This is a genomic window from Micromonospora sp. DT48 (assembly GCF_049844495.1).
Classification (GTDB): domain Bacteria; phylum Actinomycetota; class Actinomycetes; order Mycobacteriales; family Micromonosporaceae; genus Micromonospora.
On sequence record NZ_JBNCLE010000021.1, the window covers coordinates 60,228 to 85,678 of the forward strand.

Below are 25,451 nucleotides of genomic sequence, written 5' to 3' on the forward strand. Positions count from 1 at the left end.
GTCACCGCCCCAGACCGAACGGGTTACCGGCGGCGTGCGGGCTCAGCTTGACCGTCGGTGGGGCGGCCGGGTCGTACCACTCGGCCTGACGGATCGCCTTCATCGCCTCCTTGCGGCCGGCCGGGTCCAGCCGGTCGACGAAGAGCACCCCGTCGAGGTGGTCGGTCTCGTGCTGCACACAGCGGGCCATCAACCCGGTGCCGACGATCTGCATCGGGTCACCGTAGCCGTTGAAGCCCTTGGCGATGACGTTCTGCCGACGCTTGGTGTCGAAGTAGAGCCCGGGGATGGACAGGCACCCCTCCGGGCCGTCCTGCTCCTCCTCGTCGGGGAACTCCAGCACCGGGTTCACCAGGTGACCCACCACGTCGTCGACGTCGAAGGTGAACACCCGCAGGCCCACGCCCAGCTGCGGCGCGGCGAGACCGGCGCCACCCTGCTCACGCATGGTGTCGGTCAGGTCCTCGATGAGCTTTCGCAACTCGACGTCGAAGTCGACCACCGGATCGGCCGGCGTGCGCAGCACCGGGTCTCCGAACAGACGGATGGGCTGGACGGTCACGCGGATGGGCTCCTTCACGGCAGGACGGGAATGCCGTACCAGTCTACGGACTGCCGGTAGCCGCGCCGCCCGGCGCACCACCCTCCCCGGTCGACGGCGGTGCACCCACGGTGACCGGCAGGTGATCGTACCCACGCAGGGTCAGCCGGATCCGACGCCGAGGTTGCCCGGCCAGCGCCAGGGTGGGCAATCGGCGCAGCAACGCCGGGAAGGCGATCTGGGCCTCCAGCCGGGCCAGACCCGCCCCCAGGCAGTAGTGCGGCCCGGCACCGAAGGAGAGCGGGCTCAGCTGGGCCCGCCACGGGTCGAACCGCTCCGGTCGGTGGTAGCGCCGTGGGTCGCGGTTGGCCGCGCCGAGCAGCAGCAGGATCCAGCTGCCCGCCGGCACCTCGACCCCGTCGAGGTCGACCGCCTCGGCGTTGACGCGGGTGGTCAGCTGCACCGGCGAGTCGAAACGGAGCAGTTCGTCCACGTACGCCGGGGCGTGCTGCGGCTGCTGGCGCAGCCCCTCGGCCTCCCGGGGGTGGGCCAGCAGCACCGCCAACCCGTTGCCGAGCAGGTTGGTGGTGGTCTCGAAACCGGCGACCAGCAGGATCACCAGGTTCGCCAACAGTTCGTCACCGGAGAGCCGGTCACCGGCGTCGTGCGCCTGCACCAGGGCGGTGGTCAGGTCGTCGGCCGGTGCGCGGCGACGGGCGGCCACCAGTTCGGTGAAGTAGTCACGCAGCTCGGTGGCACCGGCGTCGGCCACGGCCAGTTCCGCCGCGCTGATCTCGGGCTCCAGGACTCCGGTCAGGTCGGCCGTCCAGCGCCGGAACAGCGGGCGGTCGGCGGCGGGCACGCCGAGCAGTTCGCAGATCACCCCGACCGGCAGCGGGTAGGCGAACTCGGCCATGAAGTCCACCGCCGCCCCACCCCGGCCGGCTGTGGTCATCGCGTCGATCAGTTCGTCGGTCTGCGCCGCGACCACCTCGCGCATGGCGTTGATCCGGCGGGGGGTGAAGGCGCCGGTGACGAGGCGACGCATCCGGCTGTGGTCGGGCGGGTTGGTACGCAACATGGATCGGGCGATCGAGGACACGGCCGGGCTCTGCCGCCAGTCGGGCAGGATGCCGTCGCGCAGGTGTTCGTCGAGCACCCGGACCCGGGCGTCCCGAAGCAGTTCGTCGGCCTCGGCGTGACCGGTGACCGCGTACACGCCCGGACCGGTCTGCGCGACCGGTCCGTGGGCACGCAGCTGTTCGTACGCCGGATAGGGGTCTACGCGCCCTTCGGGCGACATGAGCGATGCGAACGCCTCGGCGACATCCATCCGGCCTCCTTGGGGGGATCCTGGAGGCTCCATCATCCCGCGCGACGCCGTCGCCGTGGTACCGCGCACGGCCGCCTTCCGCGGCCGGCACCGCCTGGCGAGTCAGCCGCTCACCCCGACCGGCGCCGCCTGGCCGGTCAGCCGCTCTCCCCGGCGAGCACCGCGTCGCCGGCGAGCAGCGCGTGCTCCGGCAACGGCAGCTGGATGTCGTGGGCCGCCTCCCAGTCGTGGATCAGGCTGGGGCGGGTTTGGGCGACGAAGTAGTCCATCGCGCTCACCCCACCGACCACCGGTTCCTCGACCTCGGCGACCAGCCGACCCGGCACCAGCCGCACGCCGTTGCGCAGGGCGGCGCTGAGCCGACGGTGTCCGTTGACCACAAAGAAGTACTCGCCGGTGTAGCCGATGTCCAACGGCTCCAGGCCGGTCTCATCGGCGGGGACCTCGGGCACGGAGGTCGAGTCCCACAGGCCGCGCAGGCCGCCGATCTCCTCGGTCGGGTAGACCCGTCCCGGGTCGAGCAGCAGCAGCGGAGGCGCGCCGCGCAGCACCTCGGGCGCGAGCCGTCCCTCGTACGCGTCGATGATGCTCTCGATCACCTCGTCGGCGGACGCCCGGGTGGTGTCGCAGATCAGGTCGTAGTTGCGCAGCCGGGCCTTGTCCACGCCGTACCGGACCAGGAACCGGTTGCGCTCGCTCTCGCTGCGTTCCTTGAGCTTCGCCTTCGCCTCCTCCAGCGAGGTATAGCTCTCGGCCGGACCGGAGGGGCGCAGCAGGACGCGACGGGCGGCCTCACCCGGCTCGGTGATCATGTGCACCTTGAGCGCGTCGGTGAAGAAGTGCCAGGCCAGCCGGGAGTCCATGACCAGGCTCTCGCCGGAGGCGGCGATGTCCCGCTGGAGCTGGTCGACGTAGCCGTCGACGGCCTGGTCCAACTCGGCGTGCAGGTTCAGCTGGAGAGCGGTCATCTGCCGCTCCTGGGCCATCTTGCGATACAGGTCACCGACGCTGACCCGGCGCATGCCGAGCCGCTTGGCGATCTCGACCGAGACAGTGCTCTTGCCGCTGCCGAGGTCACCGTTGAAGACGATCGACTGACGAACGGTCACGACTGGTCCACCCCTGATAACCGGCTGATTGAGATCATCGATTTCCGCGCCGGACCGACGGGGTTGCGCCGTCGTCGCGCTGCCCTCGGACACCTCCAGCTGGACCTGGAGTCGCCGTACGCACCGGCATGACGGGCGATGCTACCACCTCATGCGGGCCGGGCCCGAGGACGCAACCGGCAGCAGGCAAGTCAATACGTAGCGTCACTATCAGGTAACATATCGCATCGATTGCCGCATCGATCGGTACCCACCGTCACCAAGCCGCTTAGAACAGCGCGAGCGGGTCGACTTGGAGGCGGACCGGATCGCTCGCCTTGCGGGCGCTACGCACCCCGGCCGCCGCGTGCAACGCGTCGGCCATGGCGGCGGCCCGCGTCCTCGGCACCCGCACCAGCATCCGCTCCCGCTCGCCGTCGGCCGGCACCGGACCGAGCAGTTCGGCCCCGTCGGGCAGGCGGGCCTGCGCCAACAGGTCGGCCACCGCCGCCGGTGGGCCGGTCACGCTGGCCATCCGCATCGCCGGTGGGAAGCCCAGCTCCCGCCGCTCGGCCAGTTCCCGGGCCGCGAACCAGCCGGCGTCCCACCGCAGCAACGCCTGCACCGGCGCGAGCGCGCCGTCGGCGACCACCACCACCCGCCCCCCGTCGGACGCCGGCCGGGCCAGTGCCGCCGCGGCCGTCCAGCGACGCAACGCCTCCTCCCCGGCCCGCAGGTCCGCCCGGGTAAGCAGCGCCCAGGTGTCCAGCAGCAGCACCGCGCCGTACCCACCGGCCGCCACCGGCTCGGCGCCCGGGGTCGCGACCACCAGACCCGCGCCGCCGGGGACGTCGGAGAGCACCTCCTCCCGCCCGGAGGTGCGAACCGGCACCCCCGGAAAGGCCCGGCCGAGTTCCTCGGCGGTCCGCCGGGCACCGGTGACCGAGGCTCGCAGCCGCCGTCGGCCGCACTGCGGGCAGGCGTACGCGGCGGCGACCCGGGCGCACCAGCGGCACGCCGGTGTCCCACCGGCCGACGGCAACCCGAGCGGGCCGGCGCAGTGCGGACAGCGGGCCGGGGTACGGCACTCGGCGCAGGCCACCGAGGGCAGGTAGCCGCGTCGGGGCACCTGGACCAGGACCGGCAGGTCCGCGCGCAGTGCCTCCCGGGCCGCGTGCCAGGCCAGACTCGGCAGCCGGGCGGTCGCCGCGCCGGGGTCACGGGCCAGTTGCGGGTCATCGCCGGTCGGCACGATGGCGGGGGTACGCGCCCGCAGCACCGCCCGGTCGGCGACCACCTCACGGGCCCAGCCGGTCTCCACCAGCAGTTGCGCCTCGGCGGTCCGGGCGTAGCCGCCGACCAGCGCTGCGGCGTCGGCCAACTGGGCGCGGGTGAGCAGCACCTCGCGGGCGTGTGGGTAGGGGGCTCGCGGCTCGGCGTGCAGATCGTCACCGTCGTCCCAGATGGCCACCAGGCCGAGCCGGTCGACCGGGGCGAACATGGCCGCCCGGGTGCCGATCACCACCGGGGCGTCGCCGCGCCGGGCGGCCAGGAAGGCGCGGTAGCGCCGCGCCGGGCCGAGCGCGGCCGACAGGCAGACATGCCGTCCCTCGCCGAGCCGTGCGGTCAGCGCGGCGTCGAGGCGGTCCAGGTCCCGCCCGTCGGCGACCACCACCAGCGCGCCCCGACCGGAGGCGACCGTGGCCGCGACGGCGGTGGCGTAGCGGGCCGCCCAGTCCTCCCCCGGCAGCGCCGACCACACCGCCCGGGGGGAACGCCCGTCGGCCAGGGCCCGCAGCAGCGCCACCCCGGCCGGGTAGTCACGCCAGCCGACGGGTTCCGGCACCGGCGGGCTGGCCGGAGCCGCCGGTGCCGGGTCGTCGGCCGGGGCTCGACCGACGACGTCCTTCTCCACCCGCGCGTGCCGGGGTGGCACCGCCAGCCGCAGCACGTCGGCCAGGCTGCCGGCGTACCGGTCGGCGACGACCCGGGCCAGCCGGGCCACCTCCGGGGCCAGCACCGGCACCGGAGAGACCACCTTGTCCAGGTACGCGAGCCGGGGATGGTCGGATTCCTCGGCCCGCTCCAGCAGCCATCCGTCGACCAGTTGGCCGGCGAACCGCACCTTCACCCGGACGCCGGGCACGGCGTCGGCGGCGAGCGCCTGCGGGACCAGGTAGTCGAAGGGGCGGTCCAGATGGGCCAGCGGAACGTCGACGCAGACACGGGCGACCGGCGACCCGTCAGCGGGCCGCCGGTCGTCACGCCGGGGGGTTGTCAGGCTCCCGCGGCCGACTTGAGGTCGGCGGCGCGGTCGGTCGACTCCCACCTCAGGTCGGGCAGTTCCCGACCGAAGTGGCCATAGGCGGCGGTCTGGGCGTAGATCGGCCGCAGCAGGTCCAGGTCCCGGATGATGGCGGCCGGGCGCAGGTCGAAGATCTCGTTGACCGCCTTCTCGATCGAGGCCACCGGCACCGTCTCGGTGCCGAACGTCTCGATGAACAGGCTCACCGGGTGCGCCTTGCCGATGGCGTACGCCACCTGCACCTCGCACCGCTCCGCGAGACCGGCGGCCACCACGTTCTTGGCCACCCAGCGCATCGCGTACGCGGCCGAGCGGTCGACCTTCGACGGGTCCTTGCCGGAGAACGCCCCGCCGCCGTGACGGGCGTAGCCGCCGTAGGTGTCCACGATGATCTTCCGCCCGGTCAGACCGGCGTCGCCCATCGGGCCACCGATCTCGAACCGGCCGGTCGGGTTGACCAGCAGGCGGTAGCCCTCGGTGTCCAGGCCCAGGCTCTCCAGTTCCGGGGCGATGACGTGGTCCCGCACGTCCGGGGTGAGCAACGACTCCAGTGAGATGTCCGCGGCGTGCTGGCTGGAGACCACCACCGTGTTCAGGCGTACCGGCCGCAGCCCGTCGTACTCGATGGTGACCTGCGTCTTGCCGTCCGGCCGCAGGTAGGGCACGGTGCCGTCCTTGCGGACCGCGGCGAGCCGGCGGGCCAGTCGGTGCGCGAGCGCGATCGGCAGGGGCATCAGCTCCGGCGTCTCGGAGCAGGCGAAGCCGAACATCATGCCCTGGTCACCGGCGCCCTGCGCGTCCAATGCGCTCTCCGACGCCCCGGTACGCAGTTCGAAGGCGTTGTCCACGCCCTGCGCGATGTCCGGCGACTGAGCACCGATCGAGACGCTCACGCCACACGACGCCCCGTCGAAACCCTTCTTCGACGAGTCGTACCCGATACCCAGGATCGTCTCCCGCACGATCGTCGGGATGTCGGCGTACGCCTTGGTTGTCACCTCACCGGCAACGTGCACCTGACCGGTGGTGATCAGGGTCTCCACAGCCACCCGGCTGTGCGGATCCTGCGTCAACAGGGCATCGAGGATGCCGTCGCTGATCTGATCGGCGATCTTGTCCGGGTGGCCTTCCGTGACCGATTCGGACGTGAAGAGGCGGCGTGTCACGGTACTCCTAAGTCTTGGACGTCGTTCCGCGGCAGTGTAGTCACCAACCGTCAACCGCACCGTTGACGGTCGTCTCGGGTCCAGCCGTCAGGAGGAGTCTCCGGCCAGCCGGGCGACCGCCAGGTCCCACACCCGGTCGGCGAGATCCTCCTTGGACCGCTCGGGGATCCGGGTGACCGAGCCGTCCACGCTGATGACCGTGGCCGCGTTGGTGTCGGCACCGAAAACCTTGTCCGGCCCGACCTCGTTGATGACGATGAGGTCGGCCCGTTTACGGGCCAGCTTGGCCCGCCCGTTGGCCTCGGCGTCGTCGGTCTCGGCGGCGAACACCACCAGCACCTGCTCCGGTCGACGACGCTGCCCCAGTTCGGCGGCGATGTCCGGGTTGGTCACGAGTTCGATGGTGGGTGCGGTGCCGTCGTCCGACTTCTTGATTTTGCCAGGCGCGTACGTCGCCGGTCGGAAATCGGCCGGAGCCGCCGCCATCACCACCACGTCGGCGTCCGCCGCCGCGCTGAGCGTGGCCTCGCGCAACTCCCCGGTGGTGCCCACGCGGACCAGGTCCGCGCCGGCCGGGTCGGGCAGCGAGACGTTGGCCGAGATCAGCGTTACCCGCGCGCCACGGGCGAGCGCGGCACGGGCGAAGGCGTAGCCCTGCTTGCCGGAGGAGCGGTTGCCCAGGAAGCGCACCGGGTCCAGCGGTTCCCGGGTGCCGCCAGCGGTGACCACCACCCGGCGGCCGGTCAGGTCGGCCGGCGCGTCGGCGCCACGGGCCAGGATGCGGCGGGCGACGGCGAAGATCTCGGCCGGCTCGGGCAGCCGCCCCTTGCCGGTGTCGACGCCGGTGAGGCGACCCACCGCCGGCTCGATGACCCGTACCCCTCGGGCCCGCAGCGTGGCGACGTTGGCGACGGTCGCCGGGTGCTCCCACATCTCGGTGTGCATGGCCGGCGCCAGCAGCACCGGGCAGCGCGCGGTCAGCAGCGTGTTACTGAGTAGATCATCAGCGAGGCCGTGCGCGGCTCGGGCCAGCAGGTCGGCGGTGGTGGGCGCGACCACCACCAGGTCGGCCTGCTGACCGAGTCGCACGTGCGGCACCTCGTGCACGTCGGACCAGACGTCCTCGGCGACCGGCTGGCCGGACAGGGCCGCCCAGGTCGGCGCGCCGACGAAACGCAACGCGGCTGCGGTCGGCACCACCCGCACCTGGTGGCCCGACTCGGTGAACAGGCGCAGCAACTCGCAGGCCTTGTAGGCGGCGATCCCGCCACCGACGCCGAGGACGACCCGGGCGCTCATCGACGCGCGGGGGTTACGGCTGGTCGGTCGGCTCAGCGGTGAGCAGGCCCGCGTTGATCTCGCGCATCGCGATGGAGAGCGGCTTCTCCTGGGGAGTGGTCTCGACCAGCGGGCCGACGTACTCCAGCAGGCCCTCACCGAGCTGGCTGTAGTAGGCGTTGACCTGGCGGGCGCGCTTGGCCGCGAAGATGACCAGCGCGTACTTCGACGTCGTCTTCTCCAGGAGCTCGTCGATCGGCGGGTTGGTGATGCCTTCGGGGTTGGCGATGGATCCCACGGATAAAACCTCTGCGTCTGTCGCACGGACCGCGCGTGAGCGCGGCGCCGGCGCTCAACCGCGCGGACGCGGCCGGGCCGGAGCCAGGAATGAAGAACCGATGAATCCTACCAGTTCGTCCACGACCCGCTCGATCCGGTCGTGCGACACACTGAGGTCGAACGCTGCCACGACGGGCGGACCGGGCGCTCGGCCGGGGGGATGGAGCAGGACCAGTCGGGCTCGCGGCCATCCGGCTCGCACCAGCAGCGCGCCGTCGAGGTCCAGCGAGAGCAACACCGGCTGCCCGGCGGCGAGCCGGCGGCGCAGGGGGGCGATCTCCGTGCCGCGCCGGTACGCGCCGAACCGGCTCCACTCCAGCAGTTCGCCTGCGGCGAGCCGGCGGTCGAACTCCTCCGCCGTCACGAAGTGCCGGTGGACGCCGTCCAGTTCGCTGCCCCGGCGAGGCCGGGTGGTGACCGTGATCGGCGTCCACACTGACGGAGAACGCGCCCGGAGCAGCTCGACGACACTCTCCCTGCCGGCGCCGGATGGGCCGGCCAGGACAGTGAGCCGAGCCGCCGGGCGCGCCTCGTCATCCAAGCTCACTGCTTGTTTCTACACGCAGTCGCGCTCAGTTGGCGGCGAACTCCCCGAGCAGCGCCTTGCGCTGCTGCTCGCCGAGGCCACGCAGCCGACGGCTATCGGCGATCTTGAGCTTCTCCATGATCTGAGTAGCCCGGATCTTGCCGATGCCCGGCATGGCCTGCAGCACGGCCGAAACCTTGAGCTTGCCGACGACATCGTCGGACTCGGCCCGCGCAAGAACGGCTCCGAGGGTGGTCTTGCCCTGCTTGAGCTGCTCCTTCAGCTCGGCACGGGCTTTGCGGATCTCCGCAGCCTTCTCCAGCGCGGCTGCGCGCTGCTCGGGGGTCAGTGACGGGAGCGGCACCAGTTCTCCTCAGGTCCCTATCGCGACGGGCGGGACGCGCCGCCGCATCTGTGAAACGTGGTGTCGCTGTGAACCAAGGGGTTCCCAGCGCGGGGAAAACTAGCGGTCAACGGAGCTTTCGGCAACGTGGGCGCGCGATGATCACCTCAGAGTGACCGACCCATCAGTCAGTCACGACATCTCCAGAACCCCTCGACACTCGGCCAAAAGCCGGTCCGCGGCGGCCCGCAACGCCTCCGAATCGGGCCCCGCGCCCAGCACCTCGCGGGAGTACGCGGGCAGCACTGCGGGCAGCGCGGAACCGAAGACGGTCCGCAGATCCGCCGCCGACGCGCCCTGCGCTCCGAGCCCCGGTGCGAGCAGCGGTCCGTTCACCCGCGACAGGTCGCAGCCCGTCTCGCCGACCGTCGCCCCGACCACCGCACCGATGCTTCCGAGCGGCTCCGCACCCGCGTTGAGCTGCGAAATCTCATCGAGAACCGTCTGCGCGACGGTGCGTCCGTCGGCGGCCCGAGCCTGCTGCACCGCCGCGCCCTCGGGGTTGGAGGTGCGCGCCAGGACGAACACGCCACCGCCGTGCTCGGCGGCCAATTCGAACATGGGTGCCAGCGATCCGACCCCCAGGAAAGGGCTCGCCGTCAGCGCATCGACATACATGGGACTGAATGGATCAAGGTATGCCGACGCGTACGCGCGAACCGTCGAACCGATGTCGCCGCGCTTGACGTCGAGCAGAACGATCGAGCCGAGATTTCGCAACTGTCGGATAGTTGACTCAAGGACCGCCACCCCTTGAGAACCGAATCGCTCGAAGAACGCCGACTGCGGCTTCACCACCGCAACCCGGTCACCGAGGGCGTCGACGACCGTACCGGCGAAGCGGTCCAGACCCCTCACATCGTCGTCGAGACCCCACCGGGCCAGCAGTTCCGGATGCGGGTCGATACCCACGCACAGCGGACCACGGTCCGCCACGGCCCGGTGCAGTCGGGCGCCGAAGCTCTCCATAAGGCAGTCGCCTTCCTCTCGTCCTCCGACGGTTTCCGGCTTCCACCGTCCGCCGCCTACTCACCATCCGCAGTCAGGCTGGTTGCCGAGCTACTCCATTTAGCGACGCCTGCCGACCACGCCTACTCAAATCGGTCCGGGCGTCGACATTCGCCTACTCAGCCCGCCGCGACCGCTGCCGCGATACCCGACACCACGAGTGCCAAGTCGGCGTCCGTGATGACGTACGGCGGCATCGTGTAGACCAGATCCCGGAACGGGCGCAGCCACACCCCCCGCGCCACCGCCGCCGCCGTGGCCGCACCGAGGTCCACCTCGTGGTCCAGTTGGACCACCCCGATGCCGCCGAGCACCCGCACGTCCGCCACCCCCGACGCACCGCGCAGCGGCTCCAGTCCGGACCGCAGACCGCGTTCGAGCCGGGCCACCTCCCCGGCCCAGTCACCGGCCCGCAGCAGGCTCAGCGACGCGTTGGCGACCGCGCAGGCCAGTGGGTTACCCATGAACGTCGGACCGTGCGCGAGGACGCCGCCGGCCTGGATGCCCCACGCGACCTCCGGCGTGCAGAGAGCCGCCGCCAGGGTGAGGTAGCCCCCGGTGAGCGCCTTGCCGACACAGAGCACGTCCGGGGTCACCCCGGCGTGCTCGGCGGCGAACATCGTCCCGGTGCGGCCGAATCCCGTCGCGATCTCGTCGAAGATCAGCAGCACGCCGTGCGCGCGGGTCACCTCGCGCAGCACCCGCAGGTAGTGGGGGTGGTGGAAACGCATCCCGCCGGCCCCCTGCACCACCGGCTCCACGATCACCGCGGCCAGTTCGTGGGCGTGCCGCTCGACCGCGTCGGTCAGTGCCGCCTCGTACGCCGGGTCCGGCGGATCGTCGAAGCCGCCGGGCGGCGCCGGGGCGAAGACCTGTCGCGGCAACACGTCCGTCCAGAGGTGGTGCATCCCGCCCTCGGGGTCGCACACGCTCATCGGATGGAAGGTGTCACCGTGGTATCCGCCCCGCCAGGTGCCCAACCGGTGCCGCTGCGGCCGACCGACGCCCCGCTGGTACTGCAGGGCCATCTTCACCGCGACCTCGACGCTGACCGACCCCGAGTCGGCCAGGAACACGTGCTCCAGGCCGTCGGGGGTGATCTCGACCAGGGTGCGGGCCAGCTCCACGGCCGGGGCGTGGGTGAGGCCACCGAACATGACGTGGCTCATCCGCCCCAGCTGCCCGGTCACCGCCGCGTCCAGCACCGGATGCCGGTAACCGTGGATCGCCGCCCACCAGGAGGACATCCCGTCGACCAACTCCCGGCCGTCGGCCAGCCGCAGCCGTACCCCCTCGGCGCTCTCCACCAGGTAGGGCGCCACCGCGGGCGGCAACGCCGCGTACGGATGCCAGACGTGCGCCGCGTCGGCGGCGAGAACCTCCTCCGGGGTCATCGGTCCTCCTTGCGCCCGAGGCTCTGCTTCAACCCAGGCGACGGTCTCGGTGTCGAACCCGTGCGTCCGGTGAAGCAGAGCCGAAGCGGGTGGTGAGTCGGGTGGGTCGTGGTCGTCAGGCTCCGGTCGTCGTCGGGCGTGCCGCACCCGCCGCCGCACGGGCGACGGCACGGGGCAGCGCCGGGCCCCGGTAGATGAACCCGGTGTAGAGCTGCACCAGGCTGGCACCGGCGTCGAACATCCGGGTCGCGTCGTCGGGATCGACGATGCCGCCCACGCCGATGACCGGCAGCCGCCCGCCCGTCTCGGTGTGGACGAAGGAGACCACCTGCCGCGCCCGATCGGCCAGCGGCCGACCGGACAGTCCGCCCGCCTCGGCCGCGCGTGCCCGGTCGGCCGGGGCCAACCCGTCCCGGGCGAGGGTCGTGTTCGTGGCGATCACCCCGGCGGCGCCCCGGGCCAGGCACACCTCCAGCAACTCGGCGATGGCCGGCTCGGTGAGATCGGGGGCGATCTTCACCAGCACCGGCTTCTCCCCCACCAACGCCGCCAGCAGCGCGTCCAGGTGCTCCCGGTCCTGCAACGCGCGCAGTCCGGGGGTGTTCGGTGAGGAGACGTTGACCGCAAAGTAGTCACCGTGCTCACGCAACGCGTGGTACGACTCGCGGTAGTCCGCCACCGCGTCCTCCAGGGCCGTCACCTTCGACTTGCCCAGCGAGATTCCCAGGGGTACGCCGAGCGGTCTCGGCAACGCCGCCAGCCGGTTCGCCAACGCCTGCGCCCCGGCGTTGTTGAAGCCCATCCTGTTGATCACGGCTTCGCTGTCGGCCAGCCGGAACAGCCGGGGCCGGGGATTGCCCGGCTGCGGGCGCGCGGTCACCGTGCCGACCTCGACGAACCCGAAGCCCAACGCCGGCCAGGCCGGCAGCGCCACCCCGTCCTTGTCCATGCCTGCGGCCAGTCCGACCGGGTTCGGGAACCGCACCCCGAACACCGTGCGCGGGGCCGACACGGCGTACCGGGCGCGCAGCGCCGCCAGTGCGACCGGCATCCGGGACAGCTCCGCCAGCCGCCGCAGGGTGAACTCGTGCGCCGCCTCGGCGTCACCGCCACCGACCCGGAACAGCCCCCGCCGCACCGTCCTCTCGAAGATCACGCCGTCCCTCCCCGCACCGCCGCGCGTCGATCAAGAAGTTTTCGTCCCACCGAGCGCCTCCGGAGGACCAGAACTTCTTGATCGACGAGAGCCTGGGGGGTCACTGGGCGGGCCGCAGGAGTGCGTGCAGGTCTTGCAGGGGGCGTACCTGCATGTCACCACGGATGCGTGCCTCGATGCCCATGACGGCGGCGGCAGCGCCGGGAACGGTGGTGATGCACGGGATGTCGGCGGTGACCGCCGCGCTGCGGATCTCGTAACCGTCCGAGCGGGCGCTGGCACCCGAACCCTGCGGCGTGTTCACCACCAGGGCGACATGACCACCGAGGATCAGCGACACCGCGTCGTCCTCGGCGCCGGCCTCGTAGTGCTTCGGGACCTGCTCGCAGGCGATGCCGTGACGGCGGAGCACCTCGGCGGTACCGCTGGTCGCGACGATGTCGAAGCCGAGGTCGGCGAGCCGCTTGATCGGGAAGATCATGCCGCGCTTGTCCCGGTTGGCCACCGAGACGAAGATCTTGCCCTCGGTCGGCAGTGAGCCGTACGCCGCCGACTGCGACTTGGCGAAGGCGTGCCCGAAGCCGGTGTCGATCCCCATCACCTCGCCGGTCGACTTCATCTCCGGGCCGAGCAGTGAGTCCACTCCCTTACCGGCCGGCGTGCGGAACCGCTTGAACGGCAGCACCGCCTCCTTCACCGCGATCGGGGCGTGCGGCGGCAGCGAGCCGCCGTCCCCGGTCGCCGGCAACATGCCCTCGGCGCGCAGCTCCGCCAGGGTCGCGCCCAGGGCGATCCGGGCCGCCGCCTTCGCCAGCGGCACCGCCGTGGCCTTGGAGACGAACGGCACGGTACGCGAGGCGCGCGGGTTGGCCTCCAGCACGTACAGCGCGTCGTCCTTCAACGCGTACTGGACGTTGAGCAGTCCGCGTACCCCGATGCCCCGGGCGATCGCCTCGGTGTACCGCCGCACCTGGGCGACGTGCGAACTGGCCAGGGTGATCGAGGGCAGCGCGCAGGAGGAGTCGCCGGAGTGGATACCCGCCTCCTCGATGTGCTCCATGATCCCGCCGAGGTAGACCTCGCCGTCGGCGTCACAGAGCGCGTCCACGTCGATCTCGATGGCGTCGTCGAGGAACCGGTCGACGAGCACCGGATGGTGCGGCGAGATGTCGGTGGCGCGGCCGATGTAGTCATGCAGCGTGGCGTCGTCGTAGACGATCTCCATGCCGCGCCCACCCAGCACGTACGACGGTCGGACCAGCACCGGGTAACCGATGTCGTCGGCGATCTGCTTCGCCTCCTCGTACGAGGTGGCGGTGCCGTGCGCCGGAGCGCGCAGACCGGCCCGGGCCAGCAGCGACCCGAAGGCGCCCCGCTCCTCGGCCAGGTGGATCGACTCCGGGGAGGTACCCACCACCGGCACACCGGCGTCCTTGAGCCGTTGGGCCAACCCGAGCGGGGTCTGACCGCCCAACTGCACGATCACACCGACCACGCCCGGCCCGCCGGCCGCCCGGCCGGAGGAGTCCTCCGCGTGCCAGACCTCCAGCACGTCCTCGAAGGTCAGCGGCTCGAAGTAGAGCCGGTCGGCGGTGTCGTAGTCGGTGGAGACCGTCTCCGGGTTGCAGTTGACCATGACGGTCTCGTAGCCGGCCCGCTCGGCGTCGGCGGCCGACCCGGACGGCGCGTTCCGCAGCGCCATGACCGCGTGCACGCAGGAGTAGTCGAACTCGATGCCCTGCCCGATCCGGTTCGGTCCCGAGCCGAGGATCATGACCTTCGGCCGCGCCGAACCGGCCACCTCGGTCTCGGCGTCGTAGGAGGAGTAGTGGTACGGGGTGGTGGCCTCGAACTCGGCGGCGCAGGTGTCCACCGTCTTGTAGACCGGCCGGATGCCGAGGCGGTGCCGCAGCGTACGCACCCCGTCCTCGGCGGCCAGCTCGGGCCGGAGCGCGGCCAGCTGGCCGTCGGACAGGCCGGCCCGCTTGGCCCGGCGCAGCAGCGCCGCGTCCAGCACCGGGGCCGCCACGATCTCGGCCCGCAACTCGACCAGAGCCGCGATCTGGTCCAGGAACCACGGGTCGATACCGCCGGAGGCGGCGCTGACCTCGGCGATCGAGGCGCCCAGCCGCAGCGCCCGTTCCACCGTGTAGAGCCGCCCGTCGTGCGGCGTGCCCAACGCGGCGAGGGTGTTCTCCTTCGTCGCGCCCGCCGGATCGGGCTGGGTCCAGAAACCCGCTGACTTGGTCTCCATCGAGCGCATCGCCTTGTTCAACGCCTCGGTGAAGTTACGTCCCAGGCTCATCGCCTCGCCGACCGACTTCATCGTGGTGGTCAGCTCCCGGTCCGCGCCGGGGAACTTCTCGAACGCGAACCGGGGGATCTTCACCACCACGTAGTCCAGCGTCGGCTCGAACGCGGCCGGCGTCTTGAGGGTGATGTCGTTGGGGATCTCGTCGAGGGTGTAGCCGATGGCCAGCTTGGCGGCGATCTTCGCGATCGGGAAACCGGTCGCCTTCGAGGCCAACGCCGAGGAGCGGGAGACCCGGGGGTTCATCTCGATGACGACGATGCGGCCGTCGGCCGGGTTCACCGCGAACTGGATGTTGCAGCCACCGGTGTCCACGCCGACCTCGCGCAGCACCGCGATACCCAGGTCGCGCAGGTGCTGGTACTCCCGGTCGGTCAGGGTCATGGCCGGCGCCACGGTCACGCTGTCGCCGGTGTGCACGCCCATCGGGTCGATGTTCTCGATCGAGCAGACCACCACCACGTTGTCGTGGCGGTCCCGCATCAGTTCGAGTTCGTACTCCTTCCAGCCGAGCACGCTCTCCTCGATGAGCACCTCGTGCACCGGGCTGGCGGCCAGCCCGGCCCCCGCGATGCGCTCCAGGTCGGCGTCGGTGTGCGCCATACCCGAGCCGAGGCCACCCATGGTGAACGACGGCCGGATCACCACCGGCAGGCCCAGCTCGGCCACCGTCTCCCGGACCTCGTCCATCGAGTGGCAGACCCGCGACCGTGGCACCAGCGCCGACGGGTCGGCCACCCCGAGGCGTACGCCGGCCTTCGCCACGATCTCCTTGAACAGCTGCCGGTCCTCGCCGCGCCGGATCGCCTCGATGTCGGCGCCGATCAGCTCGACGCCGTACTTCTCCAGCACCCCGGAATCGTGCAACGCCACCGCGGTGTTCAGCGCGGTCTGACCGCCCAGGGTGGGCAGCACCGCGTCGGGACGCTCCTTGGCGATCACCAGCTCGACGAACTCGGGGGTGATCGGCTCGACGTAGGTGGCGTCGGCGAACTCCGGATCGGTCATGATCGTCGCCGGGTTGGAGTTGACCAGGCTGACCCTGATCCCCTCGGCCCGCAGCACCCGGCACGCCTGGGTGCCGGAGTAGTCGAACTCGCAGGCCTGTCCGATGACGATCGGTCCCGACCCGATCACCAGGATGTGCTTGAGATCGGTCCGCTTAGGCATTGGTACGCCCCCCACTGAGAGCCCGGCCGTCGATCAGCTCGGCGAAGCGGTCGAAGAGATAGTCCGCGTCGTGCGGGCCGGCCGCCGCCTCCGGGTGGTACTGGACGGTGAAAGCGGGCACGTCACGCGCCCGCAGCCCCTCGACCACGTTGTCATTGAGGCAGACGTGCGACACCTCGACGCCACCGAACTCGGTGTCGATCACCTGGTTCGGCACCACCGCGCCCGGTCGCACTCCGGGCACCTCCACCGCGAAGCCGTGGTTGTGGCTGGTCACCTCGACCTTGCCGGTGACCCGGTCCAGGACCGGCTGGTTGATGCCCCGGTGGCCGTAGCCGAGCTTGTAGGTGCCGAAGCCGAGCGCCCGGCCGAGGATCTGGCTGCCGAAGCAGATGCCGAACAGCGGCATCTCGCGGCGCAGCACCTCCCGGGCCAACGCGACCGCGTTGTCGGCGGTCGCCGGATCGCCGGGGCCCGGCGAGAAGAAGACCGCGTCAGCACCGGTGGCCAGCAGATCCTCGATGGTCGAACCGGCCGGCAGCACGTGGGTGGTGACGCCCCGCGCGGCGAGCCGACGCGGCACGTTGCGCTTGATGCCCAGGTCCAGCGCGGCCACCGTGAACCGGTGCTCGCCCTCGGCGTCGACCACGTACGGAGTCGGGGTGGTCACCTCGTCGGAGAGGTTCGCGCCGACCATCTGCGGCGACTGGCGGACCCGTTCGAGCAGGGCCCGGGGGTCGTCCTCGACACTGGAGACACCCACCCGCATCGCGCCGCGTTCACGCAGGTGGCGGGTCAGTGCCCGGGTGTCCACGCCGCTGATGCCGACTACTCCCTCGGTGGCCAGCCGGTCCTCCAGTCCGCCGGTGGCCCGCCAGTTGGAGCTGACCCGGGCCGGATCACGCACCACGTAACCCGCCACCCAGATCCGACGCGACTCGTCGTCGTCGTTGTTGACGCCGGTGTTGCCGATGTGCGGGGCGGTCTGCACCACCACCTGGCGGTGGTACGACGGGTCGGTGAGGGTCTCCTGGTAACCGGTCATCCCGGTGTTGAAGACCGCCTCGCCGAAGGTCTCCCCGACGCTGCCGTACGCCTCGCCGTGGAAGGTGCGCCCGTCCTCAAGGACCAGGATCGCCGACCTGCGCTTCACTGTGCCCGCCTTTCGTTCGCGGCTGCGGTACTCCGCTTCGCTGCGTTCCTCGCGCTCACCGGACAGCCTTTCCGTCCAGAACCGTCGCCTCGCCACGCAGGAAGGTCGCCACGATGCGACCCGGCAGCGTCATCCGGGCGTACGGTGTGTTGCGGCTACGGCTGGCCAGCTCCGCAGGTTCGATCACCCGGCGGGCCGCCGGGTCGACCAGGGTCAGGTTGGCCGGCGCTCCGGGGGCCGGGTCGTGGCCGTGTTCGGTCAGTCCGGCGATCCGGGCCGGCGTACGCGACATCCGGTCGGCGATCAGGTCCCACTCCGGCCCCAGCACGTCGAGCGCGATGGACAGCGCCGTCTCCAGCCCGAGCATGCCCGGCCGGGCGTACGCCCACTCGCACTCCTTGTCCTCCACCGCGTGTGGGGCGTGGTCGGTGGCGATGATGTCGATCACCCCGTCGACCAGCGCGGCCCGCAGCGCGGCGATGTCGGTGGCGGTACGCAGCGGCGGGTTGACCTTGAAGACCGGGTCGTAGGTCTCGGCCCGCGCGTCGGTGAGCAGCAGGTGGTGCGGGGTCACCTCGGCGGTGACGCGTACCCCCCGGGCCTTGGCGTGGCGCAGCACCTCGACGCTGCCGGCGGTGGAGACGTGACAGACGTGCAGTCGGCTGCCGACGTGCTCGGCCAGCAGCACGTCCCGCGCGATGATCGCCTCCTCGGCCACCGCCGGCCACCCGGTGAGGCCCAGCCGGGTGGAGACCTCACCTTCGTGCATCTGGGCCCCCTCGGTGAGCCGGGGCTCCTCCGCGTGCTGGGCGATGATCCCGTCGAAGGCCTTCACGTACTCCAGCGCCCGGCGCATCAGCCGGGGGTCGGCGACGCAGTGCCCGTCGTCGGAGAAGATCCGCACCCGGGCCGCCGAGTCGGCCATCGCGCCGAGTTCGGCCAGGCGTTCGCCGGCCAGGCCGACGGTGACCGCGCCGATGGGTTGCACGTCGACCAGCCCGGCCTCGCGGCCGAGCCGCCACACCTGCTCCACCACCCCGGCGGTGTCGGCCACCGGCGAGGTGTTCGCCATCGCGCAGACCGCGGTGTAACCGCCGAGCGCCGCCGAGCGGGAACCGGTCTCCACCGTCTCGGCGTCCTCCCGGCCGGGCTCACGCAGATGGGTGTGCAGGTCGACCAGGCCGGGCAGGGCGACCAGCCCGGCGGCGTCGACCACCGTGGCGTCCGGCGCGGACAGCCCGGTGCCGGTCTCCGCGACGACGCCGTCGCGGATCAGCAGGTCGGTCGGTGCGGCGCCGAGGACGCTGACGTTCTTGAGCAGGTACGAGTTCACCGGTTGTTCCCCCCGAGCAGCAGGTAGAGGACGGCCATCCGGACGGAGACACCGTTGGCGACCTGTTCGACGATGGTGGAGCGGGACGAGTCCGCGACCTCCGGTGTGATCTCCATGCCCCGGTTCATCGGGCCGGGGTGCATGACGATGGCGTGCTCCGGCAGCCGATTCATCCGGGGACCGTCCAGGCCGTAGCGGCGGGCGTACTCGCGGGCGGACGGGAAGTAGGAGTCGTTCATCCGCTCCCGCTGCACCCGCAGCATCATCACCACGTCCGACGACGGCAGCACCGCGTCGAGGTCGTAGCAGACGTCGGTGCCGGGCGCGAGGGCGGCGGCGATGTCGACCGGGATGAGCGTCGGCGGCCCGACCAGCGTCACCTTGGCGCCGAGGGTGGACAGCAGCAGCACGTTGGAGCGGGCCACCCGGGAGTGCAGCACGTCACCGACCACGGCCACCGACAGTCCGGCCAGCCGTCCCAGCCGGGACCGCATCGTGTACGCGTCGAGCAGCGCCTGGGTGGGATGCTCGTGGGTGCCGTCGCCCGCGTTGACCACCGAACCGTCGACCCAGTCGGCGAGGCGGTGCGGGGCGCCCGAGGCGGGATGGCGGACCACCACCGCGTCGGCGCCCATCGCCTGCAGGGTCAACGCGGTGTCCTTCAGGCTCTCGCCCTTGGCGACGCTGGAACCCTTCGCCGAAAAGTTGATCACATCGGCGCTGAGTCGCTTGGCGGCCGCCTCGAACGAGATCCGGGTACGGGTCGAATCCTCGTAGAAGAGGTTGACCACGGTCCGGCCGCGCAGCGCCGGCAGCTTCTTGACCTCACGTCCGGCCACGGCGGCCATCTCGGCGGCGGTGTCCAGGATCTGGGTGGCGGTGTCGGCGTCAAGGTCGGCGCCGGAGAGCAGATGCCTGATCATGATGCCTGCCTTTCGTCGGCGACCGCGGGGCAAAGCCGCGCCCCACTCCTCGCGCTCACCGGGCGGGCTCCTCGCCGTAGAGCCGGACCTCGTCCACGCCGTCGGTCTCGGCCAGCGTCACCTTGACGTTCTCGGCCAGCGCGGTCGGGATGTTCTTGCCGACGTAGTCGGCCCGGATGGGTAGCTGTCGGTGCCCCCGGTCCACCAGCACGGCAAGCTGCACCATGGCGGGACGTCCCAGGTCACCGAGCGCGTCGAGGGCGGCCCGGACGGTCCGGCCAGAGAAGAGGACGTCGTCGACGAGGATCACCCGCATGCCGTCGATGCCACCGGGCGGGAGCTGGGTGGGGCCGACCGCCCGGGTGGCGTGCCGGCGCAGGTCGTCGCGGTAGAGGGTGATGTCGAGCACGCCGACCGGCACGGAGATGCCCTCGAAGGCGCTGATCCGGGCGGCGAGGCGACCGGCCAGGGGGGCGCCCCGGGTGGGGACGCCGAGCAACACGGTGTCGGCCGCGCCCTGGGTCTTCTCGAGGATCTGGTGAGCGATGCGGTCGACGACGCGTTGCACGTCGGCGCTGGTCAAAATCACCTTCACCGAGGGTTGTCGCGGCGGTGGCGACTGGGCAGCCGTTGGGTAGGCCACGGCGGACCTCCTTCCCCGCCTCACGGGACGGGTCGTTAAAGGACGTCGGATCCTCCCGGCCGGCTGGACCGGGCCGGCGGAGGGGCGTCGGCAACGTTACCAGTGGTCGTCGCCGCCGCTACGCGCGGGCACCAGGCACGACGGCGTGACCGGTCGGCATTTACTGACTGGCGAATCAGTCTGGCGAAACGGGACAACTCACCCGGGGTGTTCAACGGGAAGGTCACGACCACTTGACCACGTGTACGAATCCCCGTACCGTCACGCTCCGTAGCGATCGCTGGGAGAACCCGAGCAGCACTGGAGTGTCCGAATGCCCTCTGAATACGCCAAGTCTCTGGGCGCCCGCCTGCGCTCCATCCGCCAGCAGCAGGGTCTGTCCCTGCAGGGAGTGGAGGAGAAGTCGAACGGGCGTTGGAAGGCGGTAGTCGTCGGCTCGTACGAGCGCGGCGACCGGGCCGTCACGGTGTCCCGACTGGCCGAGCTGGCCGAGTTCTACCGCGTACCGGTCTCGGAGTTGCTGCCCGACGGCAGTGGGGTGCGGCACGAACCCACCAGCAAGATCGTTCTGGACCTGGAGCGCCTCTACGACGAGGCCAGCGAGGATCTCGCCTACGTGGCCCGCTACGCACGCGCCATCCAGCAGCAGCGCGGTGACTACAACGGCCGGGTGCTGTCCATCCGCGCCGACGACCTGCGCGCCCTCGCCATCGTCTACGACGCCTCGCCGTCCGGCCTGATCGAGCGGCTGACCGAGCACGGCGTGCTGGTCGCCGATCCCCGGGCGTTCTTCGCCTCCTGAGTACGAACCGACGAAAGGGCCCGTGCCGTCCGGCACGGGCCCTTCGTCACGTCACCGCAGGTGGCGTACGCCTCAGCGGGTGGCGTACTCGGCGATCCTGCCGAGCAGACCGTTGAGGAAGCGGGGCGAGTCGTCGGTCGACATCTGCCGGGCCAACTCCACCGCCTCGCTGATCGCCACCGCGTCGTCGATCTCGTCGAGATACAGCAGCTCGTAGACCGCGATCCGGGCCAGGTTGCGGTCGACCACCGGCATCCGGTCCAACGTCCAGCCCTCGGCGTAGCTGGAGATCAGCTCATCGATCCGGTCCAGGTGCCCGGCCACCCCCTCGACCAGACCGACCGCGTACCCCAGGTGTTCGGGACGCGGCTTCTCGATCCGCTCAACGTAGCCCGCCAGCACCTCGACCGGTGGGCGATCACGCAGGTCGGCCTCGAAGAGCACGTCCAACGCCCGCTTGCGCGCCTTGCGGCGCGCCGGCATCTGCTGCTTCGGACCCTCGGACATCAGGCGCGGCCGAGGTAACGGCCGTCGCGGGTGTCGACCTTGATCTTCTCGCCGGTGGTCACGAAGAGCGGGACCTGGACGGTCGCGCCCGTCTCCACCGTCGCCGGCTTGTTGCCGCCGGTCGAGCGGTCGCCCTGCAGACCCGGCTCGGTGTAGGTGACCTCCAGCACAACGGAGGTCGGCAGCTCGATGTAGAGCGGCACACCCTCGTGGGTGGCCACGATCGCCTCGGCCTCGGGCAGCAGGTAGTTGGCCGCCTCGCCGACCGTCCCGCCCAGCACCGTGATCTGGTCGTACGTCTCCATGTCCATGAAGACGTAGTCCTCGCCGTCGGCGTAGAGATACTGCATGGTGCGCTTGTCGACGGTCGCCGTCTCCACCTTGGTGCCCGCGTTGAAGGTCTTGTCGACCACCTTGCCGGAGAGCACGTTCTTCAGCGTGGTACGCACGAACGCACCACCCTTACCGGGCTTGACGTGCTGGAACTCAACGACGGACCAGAGCTCCCCGTCGAGGTTGAGTACCATGCCGTTCTTCAGGTCGTTGGTGGTGGCCATTTCCTGCCTTGATCATCAATTGGCGGACAGACCTGCCAAGTCTACTAGCAGTCTCACGACCCGCCGACCGCCGCCGGTCGCCACCGGCCCGGGCCCGGCTCGACGTGCCCCGTCGCCTCGGCATGACCATCCGGCGAGGGCCCGCGCGCCGCACCCCGGGTGCCGATCCGCGAGGGCAAACCGCGCACTGTCAGTGACGCCTCTCCCCCGCCCCCCACCACACCTCCGCGCCCTTTGCTCTGCTTCAACCGACGCAACAGTCACTTTCCGTGGCGATTTCGCCGCAGATCACCGCACTGCCGCGCCACAACGCCGCTGGTCAGCCGCTAGTGCGTTGGTTGAAGCAGAGCAAAGCGTGGAAAGGGGTGATGGGCGGGGAACCGGGACATCACTGAGGGTAGCTGGAAGGGCTTGCTTCGCACCTACCCGGGCGCGGGCAGCACCGAGCGTAGTGGCGGTGCGGAAGCCGGGCGTACGGTGATCGGAACCTCAGGTGTTCCGGTCGGGGAGGTTGGCCAGGTAGTGCAGGGCGAGACGGTAGCCGTCCACGCCGAGACCGCAGATCACGCCGGTCGCCACCGCGGAGACGACCGAGTGGTGACGGAACTCCTCGCGGGCGTGGATGTTGGAGATGTGCACCTCCACCAGCGGGCCGCGCAGCATGGCACACGCGTCGCGTACCGCGATCGAGTAGTGCGACCAGGCCGCCGGGTTGAGCACCACGGCGGCGCCCTCGTCGGCGGCGGCGTGCAGCCAGCCGAGCAGCTCGTGCTCGGCGTCGGTCTGCCGCACGACGACGTCCAGGCCCAGTTCCCGGCCGGTCGTCTCACACAGCCGCACCAGGTCGGCGTAGCTGGTCACGCCGTAGACGTCGACCTGGCGACTGCCCAACCGGCCCAGATTCGGCCCGTTGAGCACCTGGACCTTCCTGGTCACCGGGCCACCGCCGCGTAGGCCGCGTGCAACAGGTCGTCGTCGGGGCCTTCCAGCATCGCCGGCCGGGCGATCCCGTCGAGCACCACGAAGCGCAGTCGGCTGCCCCGCGTCTTCTTGTCGACCCGCATCGTGGCCAGCAGGCGCGGCCACGCCTCGGCGTCGTACTCCGTCGGCAGGTCGAGTGCCGTCAACACGGCGCGATGCCGGGACGCGGTGGCCGGGTCCAGCCGGCCGGCGAGGCGGGCCAGCTCGGCGGCGTACACCAGGCCGACGGACACCGCGTGGCCGTGCCGCCAGCGGTAACCCTCGACCTTCTCGATCCCGTGGGCGAGGGTGTGCCCGTAGTTGAGCACCTCCCGTACGCCCGACTCACGCAGATCCCCCGCGACCACGTCGGCCTTGACCCGGATGGCCCGCTCGATCAGCTCCCGGGTGACCGACCCGGCTGGATCGGTCGCGGCGGCCGCGTCCCCCTCGATCAGGTCGAGGATGACCGGATCGGCGATGAACCCGCACTTGACCACCTCGGCCAGCCCGGCTGCCAGGTCCGCGGGCGGGAGGCTGTCCAGGGAGGCGAGGTCGGCCAGCACACCGGCCGGCGGGTGGAAGGCACCGACCAGGTTCTTGCCGGCGGCGGTGTTGATCCCGGTCTTCCCGCCCACCGCGGCGTCGACCATGCCGAGCAACGAGGTGGCCACCGGCACCCACCGCACCCCGCGCAGCCAGCAGGCCGCCACGAAACCGGCCAGGTCGGTGACCGCGCCGCCGCCGAGGCCGACCACCGCGTCGGTACGGGTGAACCCCGCCTCGCCGAGCCGGTCCCAGCACTGCGCCGCCACATCGACGTGCTTTCCGGCCTCGGCGTCGGGTACCTCGATCGGCAGGGGCGTCATGCCGGCCGCCGCCAGCACGGCACCGACCTCCTCGGCCTGCCCCTTCAGCGGCGGCGCGTGCAGCACCGCCACGCGAGTGGCATCGGGCAGCAGGCCGGGCAGCGCGTCGAGCAGATCGCGCCCGACCAACACGTCGTACGGCCGTTCGCCGCCGACCGGGATCCGGGTCACCTCGTCCATCGCCGGGAGCCTAGCCCACCGGCCGCCGCGGTGACCCGCTCCGCCGCCGGGTGCCCGAGGGTTGGAACGGAGGTTTAACGCATCGGGCATCGGGCACCGGCAACGCAAAGCCCCGCGACGGGAGACTCGCCCATGAACAGGCGGACGATCGACGGCGCCGACATCCGGCTGCCCGCCACCATCCTCGGTGTCGGGCTCGGCGGCTTCGTCGACGGCATCCTGCTGCACCAGGTACTCCAGTGGCACCATCTGCTCAGCAGCACCGGGGACGACAACATCGGCGTCCGCGAATACCCGGTCGACACCGTCGCCGGTCTGCAGATGAACACGCTGTGGGACGGCATTTTCCACGTGGTCACCTGGGTGGCGGTGCTGACCGGTCTGGCGATGCTCTACGCCCGGGTCACCCGCTCCCGGGGGCGGCTGTGGCGCTCGCCGATGCTGTGGGGCTGGGCCCTGATCGGCTGGGGCCTGTTCAACCTCGTCGAAGGCATCGTCGACCACCACATCCTGGCCATCCATCACGTCCGCAGTGGTCCACACCAGCTCTGGTGGGATCTCGGTTTCCTCGCCCTGGGTGTCGTGCTGGTCGCCGCCGGCTGGCTGGTGCAGCGGCGCGCAGCCACGGTGGACGTCTGCGCCGACCACCCGGAGCCGGACCGAAGCCGCCGGTGAGTCCGGTCCTGGTCTCGGCGCACGGCACCGAGCACGCCACCACCGTCGGCCCGGCACTGCTGTTACCGCTGTTGGCCGGGTGGCTCTATTCGGCCGCCGCACTGCGGCAACGCGCCCCCGACAGGGCGGGCTGGAGCCACTGGCGTACGACGGCCTTCGCCGCCGGATGCGCCCTGCTCGCCACCGCCCTGCTGATGCGGGCGGACGACTTCGCCGGGCACATGTGGCAGCATCTCCTGCTCGGCATGCTGGCTCCGCTCGGGCTGGTGCTGGGCGCCCCCGGCGTCCTGGCCCTGCGCTGCGTCGACCGGCGGGCCGGACGGGCGGCGCTGCGGGTGGCGAACCGTCGGGCGCTGCGACCCCTGCTCCACCCGATCACCGGGCTGGCGCTCACCGCCGGTGGGCTGTGGCTGCTCTACCTCACCCCGCTGTACCGGGCCACCCTCGACAGTGCGGTGCTGCACGACCTGGTCAACGTGCACTTTCTGCTCAGCGGGCTGCTGTTCACCTGGTCGATCGCCGGTCCGGAACCCTATCCGCACCGGGCCCGGGTGCCGGTCCGGCTGACGGTGCTCGGTGCGGCGGTGATCGCACACGCCAGCCTCGCCCAACTGCTGTACGCGGGCCTGCTGGTCGACGTGCCCGCACCGCCGGAGCAGCTACGGGCGGGCGCGACGGTGATGTATTACGGCGGGGATCTCGCCGAGATCCTGCTCGCTCTCGCCCTGCTGGCGACCTGGCAACCCCGACCGCGCCACCGCCGCACGCCCACACTCGGGCCGGATGTTAGGAAGGGCCCCCTCCTCTACCGCAGGCGTTAATAAGGTGCCC

At 71.3% G+C, this 25,451-nt stretch carries 24 protein-coding genes; 3 read left to right on the forward strand and 21 right to left on the reverse strand.

Translation table 11 applies throughout. The features are described from left to right. Position 1: 1 nt before the first annotated feature. The 17 genes from def to pyrR form a co-directional block, all read right to left on the reverse strand. Positions 2 to 562, reverse strand: coding sequence for a peptide deformylase (gene def, locus ACLQ2S_RS22830; RefSeq protein WP_309223251.1), 561 nt, complete (start codon positions 560 to 562; stop codon positions 2 to 4). Between the two features lie 43 nt (positions 563 to 605). Continuing rightward, a complete protein-coding gene (locus ACLQ2S_RS22835) occupies positions 606 to 1,874 on the reverse strand; it encodes a cytochrome P450 (protein WP_425702739.1) in 1,269 nt (422 codons plus the stop codon). A gap of 137 nt (positions 1,875 to 2,011) precedes the next feature. After that, the gene (locus ACLQ2S_RS22840; RefSeq protein ID WP_309223250.1) at positions 2,012 to 2,983 is read right to left on the reverse strand and encodes an AAA family ATPase; all 972 of its coding nucleotides are present in this window, start codon (positions 2,981 to 2,983) and stop codon (positions 2,012 to 2,014) included. A 268-nt stretch (positions 2,984 to 3,251) separates the two neighbouring features. Beyond that, positions 3,252 to 5,168 (reverse strand): primosomal protein N', encoded by a 1,917-nt coding sequence (locus ACLQ2S_RS22845; protein WP_230462599.1) that lies wholly within the window; start codon positions 5,166 to 5,168, stop codon positions 3,252 to 3,254. A gap of 71 nt (positions 5,169 to 5,239) precedes the next feature. Next, positions 5,240 to 6,433 carry a methionine adenosyltransferase gene (gene metK / locus ACLQ2S_RS22850; protein ID WP_425702742.1) on the reverse strand — a complete coding sequence of 398 codons (1,194 nt, stop codon included), beginning with the start codon at positions 6,431 to 6,433 and terminating at the stop codon, positions 5,240 to 5,242. Between the two features lie 87 nt (positions 6,434 to 6,520). Further along, positions 6,521 to 7,732: a bifunctional phosphopantothenoylcysteine decarboxylase/phosphopantothenate--cysteine ligase CoaBC gene (gene coaBC / locus ACLQ2S_RS22855; protein ID WP_155218001.1), complete on the reverse strand. Its 1,212-nt coding sequence runs from the start codon at positions 7,730 to 7,732 to the stop codon at positions 6,521 to 6,523. A 13-nt stretch (positions 7,733 to 7,745) separates the two neighbouring features. Beyond that, entirely contained in the window at positions 7,746 to 8,009 is a 264-nt protein-coding gene (rpoZ, locus tag ACLQ2S_RS22860) for a DNA-directed RNA polymerase subunit omega (protein WP_007075826.1), read from the reverse strand. A 54-nt stretch (positions 8,010 to 8,063) separates the two neighbouring features. Then, a complete protein-coding gene (locus ACLQ2S_RS22865; RefSeq protein ID WP_309223248.1) occupies positions 8,064 to 8,597 on the reverse strand; it encodes a guanylate kinase in 534 nt (177 codons plus the stop codon). A 25-nt stretch (positions 8,598 to 8,622) separates the two neighbouring features. After that, positions 8,623 to 8,940: an integration host factor, actinobacterial type gene (gene mihF, locus ACLQ2S_RS22870; RefSeq protein ID WP_117229171.1), complete on the reverse strand. Its 318-nt coding sequence runs from the start codon at positions 8,938 to 8,940 to the stop codon at positions 8,623 to 8,625. Between the two features lie 171 nt (positions 8,941 to 9,111). Next, entirely contained in the window at positions 9,112 to 9,948 is an 837-nt protein-coding gene (pyrF, locus tag ACLQ2S_RS22875; protein ID WP_155217996.1) for an orotidine-5'-phosphate decarboxylase, read from the reverse strand. A 158-nt stretch (positions 9,949 to 10,106) separates the two neighbouring features. After that, positions 10,107 to 11,381, reverse strand: a complete 1,275-nt coding sequence (locus tag ACLQ2S_RS22880) for an adenosylmethionine--8-amino-7-oxononanoate transaminase (protein ID WP_155217994.1) — start codon at positions 11,379 to 11,381, stop codon at positions 10,107 to 10,109. Positions 11,382 to 11,496: 115 nt separating this feature from the next. Beyond that, a complete protein-coding gene (locus ACLQ2S_RS22885) occupies positions 11,497 to 12,537 on the reverse strand; it encodes a quinone-dependent dihydroorotate dehydrogenase (protein WP_309223247.1) in 1,041 nt (346 codons plus the stop codon). A gap of 100 nt (positions 12,538 to 12,637) precedes the next feature. Next, positions 12,638 to 16,018 (reverse strand): carbamoyl-phosphate synthase large subunit, encoded by a 3,381-nt coding sequence (gene carB / locus ACLQ2S_RS22890; protein ID WP_425702746.1) that lies wholly within the window; start codon positions 16,016 to 16,018, stop codon positions 12,638 to 12,640. Continuing rightward, positions 16,011 to 17,171 (reverse strand): glutamine-hydrolyzing carbamoyl-phosphate synthase small subunit, encoded by a 1,161-nt coding sequence (carA, locus tag ACLQ2S_RS22895; RefSeq protein ID WP_425702748.1) that lies wholly within the window; start codon positions 17,169 to 17,171, stop codon positions 16,011 to 16,013. The genes carB and carA overlap by 8 nt, the downstream gene beginning before the upstream one ends. A 55-nt stretch (positions 17,172 to 17,226) precedes the next feature. Next, positions 17,227 to 18,504, reverse strand: a complete 1,278-nt coding sequence (locus ACLQ2S_RS22900; RefSeq protein ID WP_309223245.1) for a dihydroorotase — start codon at positions 18,502 to 18,504, stop codon at positions 17,227 to 17,229. Further along, positions 18,501 to 19,427, reverse strand: coding sequence for an aspartate carbamoyltransferase catalytic subunit (locus ACLQ2S_RS22905; RefSeq protein ID WP_155217990.1), 927 nt, complete (start codon positions 19,425 to 19,427; stop codon positions 18,501 to 18,503). Before ACLQ2S_RS22905 ends, ACLQ2S_RS22900 begins: the two co-directional genes overlap by 4 nt. Before the next feature lie 55 nt (positions 19,428 to 19,482). After that, on the reverse strand, positions 19,483 to 20,070 hold the full coding sequence (pyrR, locus tag ACLQ2S_RS22910; RefSeq protein ID WP_309223244.1) for a bifunctional pyr operon transcriptional regulator/uracil phosphoribosyltransferase PyrR: 588 nt from the start codon (positions 20,068 to 20,070) through the stop codon (positions 19,483 to 19,485). A gap of 313 nt (positions 20,071 to 20,383) precedes the next feature. On the opposite strand from pyrR, the gene ACLQ2S_RS22915 reads away from it, so the two are divergent. After that, positions 20,384 to 20,872, forward strand: a complete 489-nt coding sequence (locus tag ACLQ2S_RS22915; protein WP_007458348.1) for a transcriptional regulator BldD — start codon at positions 20,384 to 20,386, stop codon at positions 20,870 to 20,872. 72 nt (positions 20,873 to 20,944) lie between these two features. Here ACLQ2S_RS22915 and nusB read toward each other — a convergent pair whose 3' ends face one another. From nusB to aroB, 4 genes are all read right to left on the reverse strand, one after another. Further along, positions 20,945 to 21,355: a transcription antitermination factor NusB gene (gene nusB / locus ACLQ2S_RS22920; protein WP_196222524.1), complete on the reverse strand. Its 411-nt coding sequence runs from the start codon at positions 21,353 to 21,355 to the stop codon at positions 20,945 to 20,947. Between the two features lie 23 nt (positions 21,356 to 21,378). After that, positions 21,379 to 21,936, reverse strand: coding sequence for an elongation factor P (gene efp / locus ACLQ2S_RS22925; RefSeq protein WP_155217987.1), 558 nt, complete (start codon positions 21,934 to 21,936; stop codon positions 21,379 to 21,381). A gap of 489 nt (positions 21,937 to 22,425) precedes the next feature. Beyond that, positions 22,426 to 22,872 (reverse strand): type II 3-dehydroquinate dehydratase, encoded by a 447-nt coding sequence (gene aroQ, locus ACLQ2S_RS22930; protein WP_309223243.1) that lies wholly within the window; start codon positions 22,870 to 22,872, stop codon positions 22,426 to 22,428. Continuing rightward, a complete protein-coding gene (gene aroB / locus ACLQ2S_RS22935) occupies positions 22,869 to 23,945 on the reverse strand; it encodes a 3-dehydroquinate synthase (RefSeq protein ID WP_155217985.1) in 1,077 nt (358 codons plus the stop codon). Before aroB ends, aroQ begins: the two co-directional genes overlap by 4 nt. A gap of 132 nt (positions 23,946 to 24,077) precedes the next feature. Between aroB and ACLQ2S_RS22940 the strand changes: the two genes are divergently transcribed. Next, complete coding sequence (locus ACLQ2S_RS22940; protein ID WP_155217983.1) at positions 24,078 to 24,620, forward strand: DUF2243 domain-containing protein; 543 nt, start codon at positions 24,078 to 24,080, stop codon at positions 24,618 to 24,620. After that, positions 24,617 to 25,441, forward strand: a complete 825-nt coding sequence (locus ACLQ2S_RS22945; protein ID WP_425702750.1) for a cytochrome c oxidase assembly protein — start codon at positions 24,617 to 24,619, stop codon at positions 25,439 to 25,441. The genes ACLQ2S_RS22940 and ACLQ2S_RS22945 overlap by 4 nt, the downstream gene beginning before the upstream one ends. The last annotated feature ends 10 nt before the right edge of the window (positions 25,442 to 25,451 follow it).

Coding starts and splice junctions, on each gene's coding strand:
- ACLQ2S_RS22835 (WP_425702739.1), bottom strand. CDS start 1,874: ATGGATGTCGCCGAGGCGTTCGCATCGCTCATGTCGCCCGAAGGGCGC.
- coaBC (WP_155218001.1), bottom strand. CDS start 7,732: ATGAGCGCCCGGGTCGTCCTCGGCGTCGGTGGCGGGATCGCCGCCTAC.
- pyrF (WP_155217996.1), bottom strand. CDS start 9,948: ATGGAGAGCTTCGGCGCCCGACTGCACCGGGCCGTGGCGGACCGTGGT.
- ACLQ2S_RS22880 (WP_155217994.1), bottom strand. CDS start 11,381: ATGACCCCGGAGGAGGTTCTCGCCGCCGACGCGGCGCACGTCTGGCAT.
- carB (WP_425702746.1), bottom strand. CDS start 16,018: ATGCCTAAGCGGACCGATCTCAAGCACATCCTGGTGATCGGGTCGGGA.
- ACLQ2S_RS22905 (WP_155217990.1), bottom strand. CDS start 19,427: ATGATCAGGCATCTGCTCTCCGGCGCCGACCTTGACGCCGACACCGCC.
- ACLQ2S_RS22915 (WP_007458348.1), top strand. CDS start 20,384: ATGCCCTCTGAATACGCCAAGTCTCTGGGCGCCCGCCTGCGCTCCATC.
- nusB (WP_196222524.1), bottom strand. CDS start 21,355: ATGCCGGCGCGCCGCAAGGCGCGCAAGCGGGCGTTGGACGTGCTCTTC.
- efp (WP_155217987.1), bottom strand. CDS start 21,936: ATGGCCACCACCAACGACCTGAAGAACGGCATGGTACTCAACCTCGAC.
- aroB (WP_155217985.1), bottom strand. CDS start 23,945: ATGGACGAGGTGACCCGGATCCCGGTCGGCGGCGAACGGCCGTACGAC.
- ACLQ2S_RS22940 (WP_155217983.1), top strand. CDS start 24,078: ATGAACAGGCGGACGATCGACGGCGCCGACATCCGGCTGCCCGCCACC.